Genomic DNA, 16,305 nt, shown 5'->3' on the forward strand with positions numbered 1-16,305 from the left:
ACGATCCGTTGAAGGGACAAAGTACTTCGAATCTTGCATAGTCAGAGAGGGAAGCCGCGGCTGCAAGCTTCCTTATGCGAATCGGACGAACAGACCTCCCGGAGGACAAGCGGGGAACACCGGAATAAGAGCAGCGGAAAAACGTACCTTGGCTGCAGGAATCTTATTCGGACAGTAGCCGTTCTTGCGCAGGCGGGCGTTATCCGCTGCTGAAGTGTGAATGGAGCTTGTGGGCCAGGCTGCCGTAAGGCCATGCGCCGCAGGATTCGTTCAAATCGTGGGTGGCACCGCGGGAGATCAAACGGTTGGTGAATCTCTCGTCCCTGAATCAAATTCAGGGGCGGGAGTTTTTTATTATAGAAAGGCGTTTTCTTGTGGTCGATAAAGAAAGGAGCGGTCGATAGATGAGTATTCAAAAACCGAAAGGTACGCAAGATCTACTCCCCGGCGAGATCGAGAAATGGCAGTATATCGAGTCCAAGGCCAGAGAGCTGTGTCTGCGTTTCAATTACCGTGAAATCCGTACGCCGATTTTTGAGCATACCGAGCTGTTCAAGCGCGGGGTAGGGGAAACGACGGATATTGTCGAAAAAGAAATGTATACGTTTTTGGACAAGGGCGACCGCAGCATCTCGCTTCGTCCTGAAGGAACGGCCGGTGTCGTTCGCTCTTACGTCGAAAATAAGCTTTACGGCGAACCGGATATCAGCAAGCTGTATTATATCGGGCCGATGTTCCGGTATGAACAGCCGCAGGCGGGGCGCTACCGCCAGTTCCACCAGTTCGGCATCGAGGCATTCGGCTCTGTGGATCCCGGGCTGGATGCGGAGGTCATCGCGCTTGGGTTCACCTTTTACAAGGAACTGGGGCTCAAAGACGTGACCGTGGAGATCAACTCCGTCGGCAATCCTGCGGTGAGGGAGGTCTACCGCGAGCACGTGCAGAGATTTTTCGCTCCGGTGAAGGATCAGCTCTGCAAAGATTGCCAATCCCGTTACGAACGCAACCCTATGCGCATTCTCGATTGCAAAATCGATCAAAAGTACTGTGAAGGCGCTCCGACCATTCTGGAGCATCTGGATGAAGAATGTTCGGCGCATTTTCAGGCGGTGCAGGACCATCTCCAGGCGATGGATATCCCGTTCCGCATTAATCCGCGGCTTGTCAGAGGATTGGATTACTATACGCATACTGCCTTTGAATACAAAGCGGCGGGGATCGGCGCGATCGATACGATCGGAGGAGGAGGCCGTTACAACGGTCTCGTGGGACAGATCGGCGGAAGCGACCAGCCTGGCGTGGGGTTGGGTCTCGGGATAGAGCGCATCCTGCTTGTGCTGCAGGCGCAGGGGATTGACATTCCGGCGGCGAAACCGCTGGACGTGTATGTCATCGGCCTGGGCGATGCGGCGGAGAAGGAGTGTGTCAAGCTTCTGCAAAGCTTGCGCCTTGCCGGTCTGGCGGCGGAGAAGGATTACCTCGGCCGCAAGATCAAGGCGAAGATGAAATCGGCCGACCGGTATCATGCGACCTATGTAGCCATTCTGGGAGACGACGAGCTTGCACGCGGTGAAATCACCGTGAAGACGATGGCTACCGGAGAACAGGAAACGCTGCCGCTTTCCAGCTTTGTTCAAACGCTGCAGAGCCGGATTCGATCATAGTTGCATCAGCTTATTTTTTATTAAACTTGGAGGTAGAAATCAACATGACCCAGATGTTAAAAACGCATCATTGCGGAACATTGAGCAAGGCAAACGTCGGAGAGACGGTCATTCTGAACGGTTGGGTGCAGCGCCGCCGCGATTTGGGCGGCGTGCTCTTCATCGACCTGCGCGACCGCAGCGGTATCGTGCAAATCGTGTTCAATCCTGCTTTTTCAGGAGATGCCTTGGCTGTGGCCGACCGTGTGCGCAACGAATATGTTTTGGCGGTTCGCGGGAAAGTCGTCGAGCGGGATGCAGAGACGGTGAATCCGAATATTCCGACAGGCGAGATCGAAGTGCAGATCACGGAGATCGAGATTATGAATGCGGCCAAAAATCCTCCGTTCTTCATCGAAGACGGCATCGAAATCGATGAATCGCTGCGTCTCAAATACCGTTATCTGGATCTGCGCCGTCCGGAAATGCAGCGCACCTTAATGCTCCGTTCCAAGGCGGCCAAGGTATTCCGCGACTTCCTTGACGAGAATGGGTTTATTGACGTCGAAACGCCGATATTGACGAAGAGCACGCCGGAAGGAGCGCGTGACTATCTTGTGCCAAGCCGCGTTCATCCGGGAGAATTTTTCGCGCTGCCGCAGTCGCCGCAAATTTTCAAGCAGCTGCTGATGGTCGGCGGCTTGGAGCGTTATTATCAGATCGCACGCTGCTTCCGCGACGAAGACCTGCGCGCCGACCGCCAGCCGGAATTTACGCAGGTGGACATCGAGACGTCCTTCTTGTCGCAGGATCAACTGCTTGAACTGATGGAGCAGCTGATTGTAAGGCTGTTCCGCGAAACGGCCGGCGTGGAAATTCCCGCTCCGTTCCAGCGCATCAGCTATGCGGACGCGATCGGCAAGTACGGCTCCGACAAGCCCGATCTCCGTTTCGGACTTGAGCTGAAGGACGTGTCTGACATTGTTGCCGATTCGGGCGTTCAGGTCTTCGCGAGCGTCATCAAGAAGGGCGGCCAGGTGAAGGCGCTGAACGCTAAGGGATGCGCAACATGGAGCCGCAAGGAGATCGACGATCTGGGTGTGTTTGCGGCCCGCTACGGTGCCAAGGGTCTTGCCTGGATGACGTACAAGGAAGGCGAGCTGAAAGGGCCGATCGTTAAGTTTTTCAGCGAGCAGGAGCTTGAAGCCCTGAAGGAACGTCTGGAAGCCGAAGAAGGAGACCTGCTGCTGTTCTCCGCCGATACGAAGAAAGTAGTCGCGGATGTGCTGGGCAACCTGCGTCTCAAAATCGGACGCCAGCTTGGGCTGATCGACGACAGCCAGTTCAAATTCGCTTGGGTCGTTGATTTCCCTCTGCTCAGCTATGACGAAGAAGAGAAGCGCTATGTGGCCGAGCACCATCCGTTTACACGTCCGAAGGAAGAGGATCTGCACTATTTCGATACGGACCCGGGCCAAATTCGCGCTCAAGCCTATGACCTCGTGCTGAACGGCTACGAAGTGGGCGGCGGCTCCATGCGGATCTATCAAAGGGAAGTGCAGGAGAAAATGTTCGCGGCTCTGGGCTTTTCCAAAGAAGACGCTCAAGAAAAATTCGGCTTCCTGCTGGAGGCTTTCGAGTACGGCACACCGCCGCACGGGGGGATCGCCTTCGGTTTCGACCGCCTGGTTATGCTGATTGCCGGACGCAGCAACCTGCGTGAGACCATCGCATTCCCGAAAACAGCCAGCGCGACGGATCTGCTGACCGATGCGCCGGGAGCGGTGGACGACAAGCAATTGGAGCAGCTTTCGATACGGTTGGCGTTAAAGCCGCCGACGAACAAATAAACGAATTGGAAAAGGAGTGTGAGCTTCCCTCATGCTGCACCAATTTTCCCGAACGGAGCTCGCTATCGGTCCGGAAGGGCTTGAGGTCATGAAGAACAGTACGGTAGCGGTACTGGGTATCGGAGGCGTCGGTTCGATCGCCGCCGAAGCGTTGGCCCGCACCGGCATTGGCCGGGTCGTGATGATCGACAAGGATGTCGTCGATATCACAAACATCAACCGCCAAATTCACGCGCTGATGTCGACCGTTGGCCAGCCGAAGGCGGAGCTGATGAGAGACCGTATTCTTCAGATCAATCCGGAATGCGATGCTGTCGCTCTGCGCATGTTTTACACAGAAGAAACATATGAGAAGTTATTTGAGTACCCGCTTGATTATGTGATTGACGCATCGGATACGATCAGCTATAAGATTCATTTGATCAAACAGTGCTTGCAGCGCAAGATTCCGATCATTTCCAGTATGGGCGCAGCCAACAAGATGGACCCGACCCGCTTTCAGGTGGCCGACATCTCCAAGACCTCCGTCGATCCGCTTGCCCGTGTCATCCGGCACAAGCTGCGCAAGGAAGGCATCAAGAAAGGTGTGAAGGTGGTTTTCTCTACGGAGGAGCCGGTGAAGCCGAGAGTGGACGTGACTCAAAAAATCGTTCCGGAGAATGCGCCGGATATCCGCAAAGCCAAGCAGCCTCCGGCCAGCAATTCCTTTGTGCCGCCCGTTGTCGGACTGATCATGGTGAGTGTCGTGGTGAAGGAACTGCTGGAGAAAGCCGGCATCAAGTAAAACATCGCTTGACTGAAAAAGCAACCTTGAGCCTAACAAACTCAGGGCTGCTTTTTTTTGCAATATTTGGAATGCGATAAACAAGGCGGCATCGGTTTGCGCCGCGCGTCGCGGGCGTGACGGTCTGGCGGGTGTGCTCATGAGAGGGATTTTTGATATAATAAACAGCAAACGGTAAAGTTTGAATTTATCGATGCGATAAGGCAAATGAAGCTAAGAGGTTGTGTTGTGAATGGATATGGATTTGTTTACGATGGCGGCCGAACAAAATTCGTCCGGCAAGCTGCTTGCCGACCGGATGCGTCCGGTGACGTTAGAGGAATATATCGGACAGGAGCATATCATAGGACCGGGCAAACTCCTCCGCCGAGCGATCGAGGCCGATCAAGTGACTTCCATTCTGCTCTACGGTCCGCCCGGGACGGGAAAAACGACACTTGCCCATATTATTTCCCGCCGTACCTCCGGCATCTTCGTCAAGCTGAACGCAGTGGATGCCAGTGTCAAAGATGTCCGTGAAGTGATCGATCAGGCCAAGCGTAATCGGTCATTGTACGGCAAAAAAACGATTCTGTTTTTGGACGAGGTGCACCGCTTTAATACCTCCCGCCAGGATGCTCTGCTGCCTGCGGTAGAACAAGGGATCATCATTTTCATCGGAGCAACGACGGAAAACCCGTTTCATCATGTGAACGGTGCGCTGCTGTCCCGTTCGACGCTGTTTCAATTGCAGCCGCTCACGCATGAGCATTCCCTTATTGCGATGAGGAGGGCGCTGTCCGACAAGGAGCGCGGACTCGGATATATGTCCATCGAAGCAGAGGAAGGGGCGCTGGAGCACCTGTCGAAGATGGCGGGCGGTGACATTCGGCGGGCGCTGAATGCCTTGGAGCTTGCTGCGCTGACGACGCCGCCTGATCAGGAGGGTAAGGTTCGAATTACGCTGGCGGTGGCGGAGGAGTCGATTCGCCGGCCTACCATTAAAGCGGACGAGTCTACGCAGTATGATGTGCTGTCGGCGTTTCACAAAAGCTTGCGGGGATCCAGCGACGCAGCGCTGTTCTGGTTTATGTATGCAGTGGAGAAGCTCGGGATGGACCCGATGACGTTTTTGCGGCGTCTCATCGTCATGTGCAGCGAGGATATCGGCCTTGCAAACCCCCAGGCCATGGTTCAGGCGGTGACGGCGATGGACGCCTACCATAAAATCGGGTGGCCGGAGTCGAAATATGTGATTGCCCAAGCCATCCTGTTTGCGGTAGAAAGTCCGAAATCCAATGCCATTCCCTTAGCGCTGTCCAAGGTAACGGAGGCTATGGAAAGGTTGAGGTCCGCTGAAGTACCGCTGCATTTGCGGGACACGCATTATCAAGGGGCGGAGCAGCTCGGACACAAAGGCTACCTGTACCCGCATGATTATCCGGGGCATTATGTGGAGCAGCAGTATTTGCCGGGTCCGATAAAACACGAGCGTTTTTATATAGCCACAGGTCAGGGAACGGAAGATAAAATCCGGCAAAACCAAGAAAAGCGCCGGTCCTCCAACTCCAAACGAAATGAGTGAATAACATGAAACGAAAACGGCTTATCGCAATGATCTTGATTTTATCCGCTGTTACCGTGGTTGTTTCGGCATGCGGGAGCAAGCCGGAGCAAGTCCAGACACCAAGCGGACACCAGGGGCATGAGCATACGGCAGTTGGCGATATTCAAGAAAAAACGGCTTCGGCCGATATCCTGCCCTCTTTTTTGGACAACCAGCAAGAAGAGATACGTCTCGTGTATCAAGCGGCGGGGAAAGCGACGGACATTCTCCAATGGATGCCCTGCTACTGCGGCTGCGGTGAGAGTGCGGGACACGTCAGCAACCTGAATTGCTTTATTCAAAAAGAAAATGAAGACGGCTCCGTCGTGTGGGATGATCACGGCACGAGATGCGGTGTCTGCCTGCAGATCGCCGTTCAGTCCATCAAGATGACTCAGGAGGGCAAGTCTCTGCAGGAAATCCGTAAAGCCATCGATCAGGCTTACATGAAAGGCTTTGCGAAACCGACCCCGACGCCGTTGCCGATATAACCCCATAGAGTATGAATCGTCCGGCTAACATGTGAACTTAAATAGCTGTAAGCGGGTCTAGTTGCAGTGAAAAATTGCAGTGCCAAAATGAATCAAGCCTCCTGTCCATTCGCGAACAGGAGGCTTTGTTTGCAAGCGGAGCGGAAGTCTATGTGCTATTAATGCGGCTGCTCCATTGGGACATTCACTTGGAAAGTAACCCCGAACTTGTCCTTTATGATTCCGTACAAAGGGCTCCAATCCGTCTTCTGAAGGGACATGACGACTTGTCCACCGTCTTCCAAAGCGGCGAAGATTTCTCTCGCCCTTGCCTCTTCTCTGGGATGGATGGCAATCTGAACCGTATCGCCTGGCTGATAAGGCATGCCTGGGAACGTATCGGAGAACATGAGATCCGAGTCGCCGACTTTCAAGTGCGCATGCATAACGCGATCCTTCATGTCATCCGTCAACGGATGATTCGGGTCTGCCGGCATATCTCCGAACGTCATGATGCCTATCACTTTCCCACCCAGCGCTTTCTCGTAAAAATGGACCGCTTCTTTCGTGTTGCCGTCAAAAATCAAATACGGGTTCAAACTGATTGACATTGTTTAACAGCCCCTTTGGAATAATTTAAACAACCAAACTCGCAAAAGTTTTTTAATCTTCTTTTTTTGCAGTTTCCACATATTTTTTGAAATTGTCTAAAATCGCCTGCCATCCGGCTTGTTGCATCTCGATGGCGTTGGTCTCTTCCGCCTCGAACAATTCGGTGATTTGCGTGTCGTTGTCTTGGCGAATAAATGCGACCTTCACTTTCCTGCCGTCGGCGATCGTATAGGAGATGCTCTCGTTAATGCTCACCTCGTCGTATACTCCGCCGAAATCAAATCCAAAGCTGCCGTCTTTGGCTTCCATTCTTGAGACGAATTTACCGCCGACCTTTAGATCATTCTCGGCGTAAGGGGTGTGCCAGTCATCGGAAGCCTTATTCCATTGCATGATATGCTTCGGTTCCGTCCAATATTTCCATACGCTTTCGACGGGACAATGAACGATCGTTTCTACTGTTATCGTTACTGGATTACCTGTTCCCATAGTTTAACCTCCTTATGAACAATTTACTACACTTATATTAGCATGTAAGTGGCAGCTAGTTTTCTTTTCGATTGCTATTGTACACACGTACATAAGTAGTACTGTCCCATAAAAGATGTGTCACATCTATGAAGATCCAGTAAGAGGATTTACTGTCGGCCGGTAAACTCCACTGCCGGACGTTTTTTTGTTCCGGCACCAGCTCGTCCGATGGAATAAGCTATGGCGATTTTTCGTTCTAGTCTGACGGTGGATTGTATAGTGTATTAATGTATTTGTGAAATATGATTCTGGCGAAAGCCGTCGAGCGGTTTGAAGCAATTGTAAATCCAAGGGAGGTGCGCCTGTTCGCCTGAAGCGGGTGGGTAGGTAAAAGCCATTGAGTAGCGATCCGTTGACGTTGATTTTGAACGTTAGTTTTGTTCTGTTGCTGTTGTGTCTGAACGGTTTTTTCGTTGCTGCCGAATTTGCGATGGTAAAGACGTCCCGGAGCCGGATCGAAACGTTGGCGGAGAAAGGCCCGGAGAGGGCCCGATGGTCGAAGTCCGTCATGGGAAACCTCGACGCCTATTTAACCGCTTGCCAGCTGGGCATTACGTTGACCTCACTCGGGCTCGGATGGGTAGGGGGATTTGTTGTCGCAAAATGGCTGGTACTGGCTTTGGGGCCGCTGCAGCTGCCGGATGCCGTTGTACAGACGATAGCCTTCGTCGCCGCGTTCACACTCATCACCGTACTGCATATCGCCCTTGGAGAGCAGTTGCCCAAATCGTATGCTATCCGCAGGTCCGAGCAGGTGACGCTCTATGCTTCGATTCCCTTGGCAGGCTTTTACAAGCTGATGTACCCGTTCATCTGGTTTATCAATGGGTTCTCCCATGCGCTGCTTCGTCTGGCCGGAATCGAACCTCATGCGGAGCGCCCATCGGCTCATACGGAAGAGGAGATTCGCGTTATGATGAAGGAGAGCAACCGGAGCGGATTTATTGATAGCACGGAATTGACGCTGGTGGACAATATTTTCGATTTCTCGGAGACGAATGCAAGGGAAATCATGATTCCCCGGACGGAAATGATATGTCTGTATGCAAATCGAACTTATGAAGAAAATAAAATGATCGCTATCAACGAAATGCATACGCGCTATCCGGTATGCGACCCGGATAAAGATAATATTATCGGTTTCGTACATATTAAAGACTTGTTGAAATTGCCGGAGACCGCAGAAGATATGCAGGTGATCATAAGAGAAATAATCAAAGTGCCCGAATCGATGCAAATCAGCGCATTGCTTAAATTAATGCAGAAGAAAAAGACGCAGATGGTCCTGTTGATCGATGAATATGGAGGAACATCCGGTCTTGTCACCTTTGAGGATATTATCGAGGAAATCGTCGGGGAGGTCCAGGATGAATTTGACGAGGAGCGGCCAAAGATGGAGTGGAGGGATGCAGCAACCTGTTCCATCGACGGGCGTATGCTCCTCGAGGAGGTGAACAGCTACTTTGGAATCCGGATCGAAACGGATGACTATGATACGATCGGCGGATGGATTTACTCTCAGGTGGAGATGCCCCCGCAGAAGCATCAGCAGCTGACTTGGAATGATGAATACGATTTTATTATAGATGAAATCGACCATTTGCGGATTTCGAGAATATTGGTGAAACGAAAGGCATCGGATGTCGCCCCCGATCCGTCCGCACATGAAGGATGAGCCCGAGGCGGATAAACAAAGAAGTTATGTTCATGAAGGCGAACATAACTTCTTTGTTGACGTTACAGCATTTTTAAGTGTTCAAGAGAGCGTTAAAAGGAATTTTTCTTTTACAGATTATTGTATGATTTTATCGATGGTTGCGCCGCCCAGACACTCGTCACCGTCGTAGAAGACGACCGCCTGGCCCGGTGTGATGGCCTTTTGCGGCTGGTCGAACACGACCTCGCAGGCGCCGCCTTCACCGAAATGAACGGTGACGTCCTGATCCGGCTGCCGATAGCGGAATTTCGCTGTACAGCGAAGCGGTTCCTTCGGCGCCTCTCCCTTGATCCAGGTCAAATCGGTAGCCTGGAGACCCGTTGAATAGAGGGCAGGGTGTTTTTCTCCTTGAACGACATATAAAATGTTGTTCTCAAGGTCTTTGCCGGCGACAAACCATGGTTCTCCGCTGCCCGAGCCTCCGATGCCGAGTCCTTGACGCTGGCCCATCGTGTAGTACATGAGGCCGTCATGACGGCCTTTGATCTCGCCTTCGAGCGTTCTCATCTCGCCGGGCTTGGCCGGAAGATAGCTGCTGAGAAACGCCTTGAAGTTGCGTTCGCCGATGAAGCATACCCCGGTGCTGTCCTTTTTCTTGGCCGTAGCCAATCCGGCCTTCTCTGCGATCGCGCGTACTTCAGGCTTCGGCAGATGGCCGATCGGAAACATTGCCTTGGAAAGCTGGTATTGATCCAAAGCATGGAGAAAATAGGTTTGATCCTTGTTCGAATCCAACCCGCGAAGCAGCCTGTACGCTCCGTCCCGGTGCTCCACACGGGCATAATGCCCGGTTGCGATATAATCTGCGCCGAGCTCCAGCGCTTTGTTCAAAAATTCCCCGAATTTGATTTCCCGGTTGCACATGACGTCCGGATTCGGGGTGCGGCCTTTGCGATATTCGTCCAAAAAGTATGTGAATACCTTATCCATGTATTGTTTTTCAAAATTTACCGTATAATAGGGAATACCGATTTGGTCGCAAACGCGCCTTACATCTTCCGCATCGTCCTCTGCGGTACAGTGGCCGAATTCGTCCGTATCGTCCCAATTTTTCATGAAAACGCCGATAACCTCATAGCCTTGTTCCTTAAGAAGGAGCGCCGAAACCGAAGAATCGACGCCGCCGGACATGCCGAGGACGACGCGTGCTTTTTTCGTCATATGTCTCATACCCCACTTTCCTTGACTGGCATTCTTGTATTATACATCGAATTGCAAAAAGAATAAAATTTTTCATTAATATGTCACGGTTTTTCTCCCATAATACATGGTTTTATGTTACGATAGAATCGATGCAAAATGCTTATTTAACTGAAAATTGTTTTATTGCATTTATTTCAAAGATGCCAGACTGTTAATAGAGGCAGTTTGGATTGGTACACAACGACAGAAAGCTGATCAACCAGATCAAATCTATACTTTCTGATGTCATAAACGAGGTGCTCGATTTGAAGATATCCACTAAAGGCCGCTACGGGCTTACAATCATGATGGAGTTGGCCACGAAGTTCGGAGAAGGCCCTACCTCTTTAAAAAGCATCGCGGAGAAGCACCAGCTTTCCGAGCATTATTTGGAGCAATTGATCGCACCGCTTAGGAATGCGGGGCTGGTCAAGAGCATTCGCGGGGCTTATGGAGGATATATATTATCCAAATCGCCGGAGGAAATCTCTTCCGGAGATATCATCCGGGTGCTGGAAGGACCGATCAGTCCGGTTGATTTCACAGAAGAGGACGATCCTGCAAAGCGAAACTTATGGATTAGAATCCGCGACGGTATTGCACATGTGCTTGATTCCACCACGCTCGCCGATCTGATCTCCTACAAGGAAGAAGGCAGCCAGAACGACAGCTACATGTTTTATATTTAGTCTCAGCAGATTTTTCCTCCGATCAGGTTCATTCCTAAATCCTACTAGACAGATGTGGTGAAACGCTTTGAAGTTCATTTATTTGGATCACGCCGCTACGACACCCGTACATCCGGAAGTCGTGGAGGCGATGATTCCCTATCTATCTGAAATGTACGGCAATGCCTCCAGCACGCACGCGGCAGGACGGCAGGCGCGTACGGCGCTGAATGCGGCAAGGGATCGCATTGCCGCATTCGTTGGCTGCTCTCCTTCCGAACTGGTGTTCACCGGAAGCGGGACGGAGAGCGACAACATGGCATTGTTCGGTGCGGCAGAAGCGTACCGGTCCCGCGGCAAGCATATCATTACGACAAGCATAGAGCATCACGCGGTTCTTCATGCTTGTGAGCGGCTGGAGCAGCTTGGCTATGAGGTCACCTACCTCCCGGTTGACCGTTTCGGTCAGGTTTCCTTAGCGGATGTAGAAGAAGCCATCCGTCCGGATACCATCTTGATCAGCGTCATGTATGGCAACAACGAAACCGGGACACTGCAGCCTGTTGAAGCGATCGGGCGCCTGGCAAGAGAACGGGGGATATGCTTTCATGTCGATGCCGTTCAAGCATTGGCGCATATTCCGATGGATCTGAGCCGACTGCCGGTCGATCTCATGAGTTTTTCCGCGCACAAGCTGAACGGTCCCAAAGGGATTGGTGCTTTATATATATCAAAAACAACTAAGATTTCGCCGCTTTTGTATGGCGGTTCGCAAGAACGCAAGCGCCGGGCGGGAACGGAGAATACGGCAGGCATCGTCGGCTTCGCGAAGGCTGTAGAAATCATGCAAAAAAACAGGTATGAATTGAAACAAAAGATGGAAAAACTACGTCAAGGAATGGTGAAGGAGTTAGAAAGGCGTCTGGCTGCCGATGCTTTTGTTATCAATGGCCATCCGACGGAGGTGCTCCCGCATATTTTGAATGTCAGCTTCCCGGGGATTTCAACGGAAACGATGCTGATGAATCTCGATTTGGCGGGTGTGGCTGCGGCAAGCGGGTCGGCCTGCACCTCGGGTTCATTGGAAGTCTCCCACGTGCTAAAAGCGATGAAGCTTCCGGAGGCAGTGACGGCATCGGCCATTCGTTTCAGCTTCGGCGCCGACAACACTGAGCAGCAAATTGCAGAAGTTGCGGGTATCCTTGAAACCATTGTCAGCCGTTTGCGTACTATTCGTTAAGCAAATGTTTAAAAATCTCAAGGAGGCAAACCTTGTGAAGAAAGCGCGGGATGTCATCGGTTTGCCGATCATTTGCGTTGAAACTGGTAAGCAGGTAGGCCATACGAAGGATCTCCTTATGGATGAGGGATGGCAGGTGGAGGCGCTACTTTTGGAGGCCAGGCATTGGTTTTCCGACATGACTTGTATTGCTTCGGCAGACGTCGTTGCGCTTGGCGACGATGCCGTCACCATCAGGTCGGAAGAAGCGGTTCGTTCCATTGAGGCCGACAAAGTTTTTCGGACCTTGCTATTCGGCGATTCCAAACTCAAGGGCCTTCCGGTCATTACCGTAAACGGACAGCAGCTTGGAATGGTAGAAGATGTTTATTTGGAACCGGTTGTGGGTATAAAGGTAATAGGTTATGAATTGACCGAAGGTTTCATTTCTGATTTAAAGGAAGGGCGCAGATGGCTGCCTATGCCGGATTCGGTAAAGATCGGTAAGGATGCTTTAATTGTTCCCGTACAAGCAAGCGATACGTTGGAGGAAATCTTCGTACCAAAAGAAGAATAGGGTGATTGTATGCTACGTTGTCCAAATTGCAATTCCAAGGATATTGGAAAAATCGGTTCGCACCAGTTTTACTGCTGGGGCTGCTTTATCGAATTAACCGTGAACGGAGAGAAAATGTCTGTCTTTCAAGTGGAAGAGGACGGGACTTTGAGCTCCTTGGACGATTTGTTCTTTGAGGAAGAAATAGCGCAAGTACATGCCAATTAACAAAGTCGTTGGGGTCGCCGGACCCATCCGATGAACACCGTTGCCGGGAAGCCTTAGGTTTCTTGGGGGAACGGTGTTTTTGTCTTGTCCGTAGGCTGCTTTTTATGTATTGTATTCGCCGGAAGCTCAACTATGCTAATTTTCGCGGGAAATGGCAGAACAGGGTTAAGACCGTCAGCTTGTACATATACTGTAAAGGGTGGTTTTACCCTGTTAAGCTTACAAGGTGGTGGAGGAGTCTATGGAACAGTTTCCGAAGCATCGGGTGTTCATCGGGATGATCTATACGCTGCTCGGGCTTGCCATATTGTTCATGCTGCTTCAGCTTCGTCCGATCATCGTGGGCATTTATTTATTTTTGCGCGAAATCCTGACGCCGTTTATCATTGCATTGATTATTTCGTATGTGCTCAATCCTGTGGTTTCGCTGCTTGGGGCCCGCAAGGTACCGCGTACGGTCGCTGTGCTTACGATCTATGCGGTATTTATCATTTCCGCTACGGTAGTGCTGATGAATGTCATTCCTATGCTGGTCAAACAGCTTGCCGAGCTGAACCAGCATATGCCGGATGTGGCGTTTAAAGCACAAAGTGTCGTGGACAATTTCAACGGTCTTAAATTTTTGCCGGACAGTGTGCGGGAGGGCATCAATCAGTCGCTGGCCAAGCTGGAAAACAGCATTTCGCTTGCGATCGCCGGTTATTTGGGCGGGATCGGGAGCACCATCAATACGATGTTTCTTGTTTTAATCATTCCGTTTGTGGCCTTCTATATTTTAAAAGATCTGCAGCTCATTGAGAAAACGACACTGGCGATCGTCCCTAAAGCCCATCGCAAAGAAATTGTTTCGATGCTGGTGGACATTGATACGGCGTTGGGAAATTACATCCGCGGACAATTTACCGTATGCATGATCGTCGGACTTCTGGCGTATATCGGTTACTGGTTGATTGGACTCCCTTATGCATTGCTGCTGGCATGCGTGGTTGCGGTGTTTAATATTATCCCTTATTTGGGGCCGTTTCTGGGCGCAGCCCCGGCGCTAATCGTGGCATCCACGATATCATGGAAAATGCTGCTGCTGGTCATCCTGGTAAATACGATCTGTCAAATCCTCGAGGGCAATGTCATTTCGCCGCAAGTCGTTGGCCGCTCTCTCAACATGCATCCGCTGTTCATTATTTTCGCACTGCTGGTGGGCGGAGAAGTTGCAGGGATTGCAGGGTTGATTCTGGCTGTTCCGTTCTTCGCGGTGATGAAGGTGATTCTTCAGCACGTATTTCTGTACTTCATTCATCGCAAAACCGTCTAACCCTTTTTAGGCGGTTTCATTCTTGTCAGAAAGTGAGGTTAGGCGTATAATGTTCCATGATAACGGCTCAACGTCGATACATAGCTGGCGTACAGAGAAGGAGCTCATAGCGTGGGGCTTTTTTTTCGTTTTTAAGTAATATACGTCTTACAAACAAAGCTCTGGAAGGGGTTACATTTCATGAGTCAGCAAGCGATCACTGCACTCGGATTATTTCTAATTTCTTATGCTTTATCATTTCCGAGAAAATTCACCGTACCATCGTTGCCATGATCGGTGCCATTTTCGTAGTGGGACTTGGTATTCTGGATCAGGAGACGGCATTTCAACATATCGATTTGAATACGATCGGCCTTTTGATCGGGATGATGATTATTGTAGCAATTACGGCGAAGACGGGAGTGTTCAAATACGTGGCGGTATGGGCGGCCAAAAAAGCAGGCGGCTATCCGGTCCGCATTTTGGTTGTCCTCGGTGCCGTTACGGCGTTCTGTTCGGCATTTTTGGATAATGTCACTACGGTCCTCCTGATCGTTCCCGTCACGCTCAGCATTACACGGCGGCTGCAGGTGGACCCGATTCCTTTTTTCATCTCGCAAATTATGGCCAGCAACATCGGCGGTACGGCTACCTTGATCGGAGATCCCCCGAATATTATGATCGGCAGCGCTGTGAAGGAACTGACCTTCAATGCCTTTATTGTCCATTTGACGCCGGTCGTCATCGTCATCATGGCAGTCATTCTGCCTATATTCGCACTGCTGTACAGGAAATCGATCCAAACGACCGAAGAACTTCGTTTGAGTATCATGGAGCTTGATGAAAAGGCGGAGATCCAGGATCCTGTGCTTCTGAAAAAATGCCTGACGGTTCTCGCGCTGACGATTTTGGGTTTCTTTCTTCATCAGATCGTTCATATCGAGTCCGCCACTGTAGCGCTGGCCGGTGCCTTTCTGCTTCTGCTGCTGACAGGTGAACGTTACCTGGAGGAGGCGTTCCATCATGTGGAGTGGACAACCATCTTTTTCTTTATCGGGCTCTTCGTACTCGTAGGGGCATTGGTCGAAACGCAAATTATCGCTTCTCTGGCGGAATATGCCGTCGGGATTACAGACGGTGATCCTGCACGCTCGGCGATTCTGATCCTGTGGCTTAGTGCACTGGCTTCGTCGTTTATGGATAACATTCCGTTTGTGGCCACGATGATTCCCTTGATCCAGGAGATGGGAGCCATGGGAGTGGGCAACGTCGAACCTCTGTGGTGGAGCCTTGCGCTTGGCGCCTGCCTCGGGGGCAACGGCACGATAATCGGGGCCAGCGCCAACCTGATTGTAGCCGGGATTTCAGCGAGGGAAGGACATCCGATGACGTTCATGGGCTACATGAAAGTGGCCTTCCCGCTCATGCTGGTGACCGTCGTGATTGCCAATATATATATCTATGTGAGATATTTAATGTAAACCGTTCCTGAAAGGCTGGGTGAGATATGCTGCAGTATGAATACGATAAAGAACTGCTGACGATAGAAGAGCACATCAACGGGCCGGATGTGGAATTCCGGATGAAGCTGCACCGGCCCGACGTCGGGGTGGAGAAAGCCGTCAAACAAATACGGGCCTTTTTCGATGATAATGATATCTACACCGACGTCCTGTTTTATGCACATCATAATGAAGAGTACCAATGGATTGTCAGAAAGGATTTCTATGTGGATTTTGTTATCCATATGTTTAAGCATCGGCTGGTAACCTGGGTCGCCTGGGCAGAGTAAAGTAACGAAGCTTTGTTGGGCTGCAGCGGATGTTGACAGCGCTGCTTGGGATCAGTATAATTTTGGTTTGAATAGGTCAATTTGATTATACAAGAAAGCGTCGAAGAAATTCAGTAGGTCATAGGCCCATTAGCCAGAGAGAAGGCTTTGGAGCGGCCCGTTCTTGCGCAAGGCGTT

At 51.1% G+C, this 16,305-nt stretch carries 15 protein-coding genes and 1 pseudogene; 13 read left to right on the plus strand and 3 right to left on the minus strand.

Annotated elements, in window-relative coordinates:
• The first annotated feature begins 404 nt into the window (after positions 1 to 404).
• The 5 genes from hisS (at position 405) to EXW96_RS06515 (ending at position 6,353) form a co-directional block, all read left to right on the plus strand.
• Positions 405 to 1,664, plus strand: coding sequence for a histidine--tRNA ligase (gene hisS / locus EXW96_RS06495; RefSeq protein ID WP_137670129.1), 1,260 nt, complete (start codon positions 405 to 407; stop codon positions 1,662 to 1,664).
• 44 nt (positions 1,665 to 1,708) lie between these two features.
• Complete coding sequence (aspS, locus tag EXW96_RS06500; RefSeq protein WP_062409218.1) at positions 1,709 to 3,493, plus strand: aspartate--tRNA ligase; 1,785 nt, start codon at positions 1,709 to 1,711, stop codon at positions 3,491 to 3,493.
• A gap of 31 nt (positions 3,494 to 3,524) precedes the next feature.
• Complete coding sequence (locus EXW96_RS06505; protein ID WP_062409217.1) at positions 3,525 to 4,277, plus strand: tRNA threonylcarbamoyladenosine dehydratase; 753 nt, start codon at positions 3,525 to 3,527, stop codon at positions 4,275 to 4,277.
• Positions 4,278 to 4,515: 238 nt separating this feature from the next.
• On the plus strand, positions 4,516 to 5,841 hold the full coding sequence (locus EXW96_RS06510; RefSeq protein WP_174350423.1) for a replication-associated recombination protein A: 1,326 nt from the start codon (positions 4,516 to 4,518) through the stop codon (positions 5,839 to 5,841).
• 5 nt (positions 5,842 to 5,846) lie between these two features.
• Positions 5,847 to 6,353, plus strand: coding sequence for a PCYCGC motif-containing (lipo)protein (locus tag EXW96_RS06515; RefSeq protein ID WP_062409201.1), 507 nt, complete (start codon positions 5,847 to 5,849; stop codon positions 6,351 to 6,353).
• A 158-nt stretch (positions 6,354 to 6,511) separates the two neighbouring features.
• Here the strand turns inward: EXW96_RS06515 and EXW96_RS06520 are convergent, their stop codons facing one another.
• Both EXW96_RS06520 and EXW96_RS06525 read right to left on the minus strand, forming a co-directional pair.
• The gene (locus EXW96_RS06520; protein WP_062409200.1) at positions 6,512 to 6,943 is read right to left on the minus strand and encodes a VOC family protein; all 432 of its coding nucleotides are present in this window, start codon (positions 6,941 to 6,943) and stop codon (positions 6,512 to 6,514) included.
• Positions 6,944 to 6,995: 52 nt separating this feature from the next.
• Positions 6,996 to 7,433 carry an SRPBCC family protein gene (locus EXW96_RS06525; RefSeq protein ID WP_062409199.1) on the minus strand — a complete coding sequence of 146 codons (438 nt, stop codon included), beginning with the start codon at positions 7,431 to 7,433 and terminating at the stop codon, positions 6,996 to 6,998.
• A 379-nt stretch (positions 7,434 to 7,812) separates the two neighbouring features.
• Between EXW96_RS06525 and EXW96_RS06530 the strand changes: the two genes are divergently transcribed.
• The gene (locus tag EXW96_RS06530) at positions 7,813 to 9,150 is read left to right on the plus strand and encodes a hemolysin family protein (protein ID WP_254611269.1); all 1,338 of its coding nucleotides are present in this window, start codon (positions 7,813 to 7,815) and stop codon (positions 9,148 to 9,150) included.
• A gap of 117 nt (positions 9,151 to 9,267) precedes the next feature.
• Here EXW96_RS06530 and mnmA read toward each other — a convergent pair whose 3' ends face one another.
• Complete coding sequence (gene mnmA, locus EXW96_RS06535; RefSeq protein WP_137670132.1) at positions 9,268 to 10,353, minus strand: tRNA 2-thiouridine(34) synthase MnmA; 1,086 nt, start codon at positions 10,351 to 10,353, stop codon at positions 9,268 to 9,270.
• Positions 10,354 to 10,640: 287 nt separating this feature from the next.
• Between mnmA and cymR the strand changes: the two genes are divergently transcribed.
• The 7 genes and pseudogenes from cymR (at position 10,641) to EXW96_RS06570 (ending at position 16,128) form a co-directional block, all read left to right on the plus strand.
• Entirely contained in the window at positions 10,641 to 11,063 is a 423-nt protein-coding gene (gene cymR, locus EXW96_RS06540; RefSeq protein WP_054819017.1) for a cysteine metabolism transcriptional regulator CymR, read from the plus strand.
• Positions 11,064 to 11,130: 67 nt separating this feature from the next.
• On the plus strand, positions 11,131 to 12,282 hold the full coding sequence (locus tag EXW96_RS06545) for a cysteine desulfurase family protein (protein ID WP_074727184.1): 1,152 nt from the start codon (positions 11,131 to 11,133) through the stop codon (positions 12,280 to 12,282).
• 34 nt (positions 12,283 to 12,316) lie between these two features.
• A complete protein-coding gene (locus tag EXW96_RS06550; protein ID WP_054819004.1) occupies positions 12,317 to 12,838 on the plus strand; it encodes a PRC-barrel domain-containing protein in 522 nt (173 codons plus the stop codon).
• A 9-nt stretch (positions 12,839 to 12,847) separates the two neighbouring features.
• The gene (locus tag EXW96_RS06555; protein ID WP_054819003.1) at positions 12,848 to 13,045 is read left to right on the plus strand and encodes a hypothetical protein; all 198 of its coding nucleotides are present in this window, start codon (positions 12,848 to 12,850) and stop codon (positions 13,043 to 13,045) included.
• Positions 13,046 to 13,286: 241 nt separating this feature from the next.
• Positions 13,287 to 14,357 carry an AI-2E family transporter gene (locus tag EXW96_RS06560; protein WP_062409196.1) on the plus strand — a complete coding sequence of 357 codons (1,071 nt, stop codon included), beginning with the start codon at positions 13,287 to 13,289 and terminating at the stop codon, positions 14,355 to 14,357.
• 180 nt (positions 14,358 to 14,537) lie between these two features.
• Positions 14,538 to 15,817: pseudogene (locus EXW96_RS06565) on the plus strand (ArsB/NhaD family transporter).
• Positions 15,818 to 15,843: 26 nt separating this feature from the next.
• Positions 15,844 to 16,128 carry a hypothetical protein gene (locus tag EXW96_RS06570; RefSeq protein ID WP_174350169.1) on the plus strand — a complete coding sequence of 95 codons (285 nt, stop codon included), beginning with the start codon at positions 15,844 to 15,846 and terminating at the stop codon, positions 16,126 to 16,128.
• Positions 16,129 to 16,305 lie beyond the last annotated feature (177 nt).

This window comes from Paenibacillus sp. JMULE4, assembly GCF_013337105.1.
Lineage (GTDB): Bacteria > Bacillota > Bacilli > Paenibacillales > NBRC-103111 > Paenibacillus_G > Paenibacillus_G naphthalenovorans.

Excerpts from the sequence above, each read along its gene's own strand:
- hisS (WP_137670129.1), top strand. The coding sequence starts at position 405 with ATGAGTATTCAAAAACCGAAAGGTACGCAAGATCTACTCCCCGGCGAG.
- aspS (WP_062409218.1), top strand. The coding sequence starts at position 1,709 with ATGACCCAGATGTTAAAAACGCATCATTGCGGAACATTGAGCAAGGCA.
- EXW96_RS06505 (WP_062409217.1), top strand. The coding sequence starts at position 3,525 with ATGCTGCACCAATTTTCCCGAACGGAGCTCGCTATCGGTCCGGAAGGG.
- EXW96_RS06510 (WP_174350423.1), top strand. The coding sequence starts at position 4,516 with ATGGATTTGTTTACGATGGCGGCCGAACAAAATTCGTCCGGCAAGCTG.
- EXW96_RS06515 (WP_062409201.1), top strand. The coding sequence starts at position 5,847 with ATGAAACGAAAACGGCTTATCGCAATGATCTTGATTTTATCCGCTGTT.
- EXW96_RS06520 (WP_062409200.1), bottom strand. The coding sequence starts at position 6,943 with ATGTCAATCAGTTTGAACCCGTATTTGATTTTTGACGGCAACACGAAA.
- EXW96_RS06525 (WP_062409199.1), bottom strand. The coding sequence starts at position 7,433 with ATGGGAACAGGTAATCCAGTAACGATAACAGTAGAAACGATCGTTCAT.
- mnmA (WP_137670132.1), bottom strand. The coding sequence starts at position 10,353 with ATGACGAAAAAAGCACGCGTCGTCCTCGGCATGTCCGGCGGCGTCGAT.
- EXW96_RS06555 (WP_054819003.1), top strand. The coding sequence starts at position 12,848 with ATGCTACGTTGTCCAAATTGCAATTCCAAGGATATTGGAAAAATCGGT.
- EXW96_RS06560 (WP_062409196.1), top strand. The coding sequence starts at position 13,287 with ATGGAACAGTTTCCGAAGCATCGGGTGTTCATCGGGATGATCTATACG.
- EXW96_RS06570 (WP_174350169.1), top strand. The coding sequence starts at position 15,844 with ATGCTGCAGTATGAATACGATAAAGAACTGCTGACGATAGAAGAGCAC.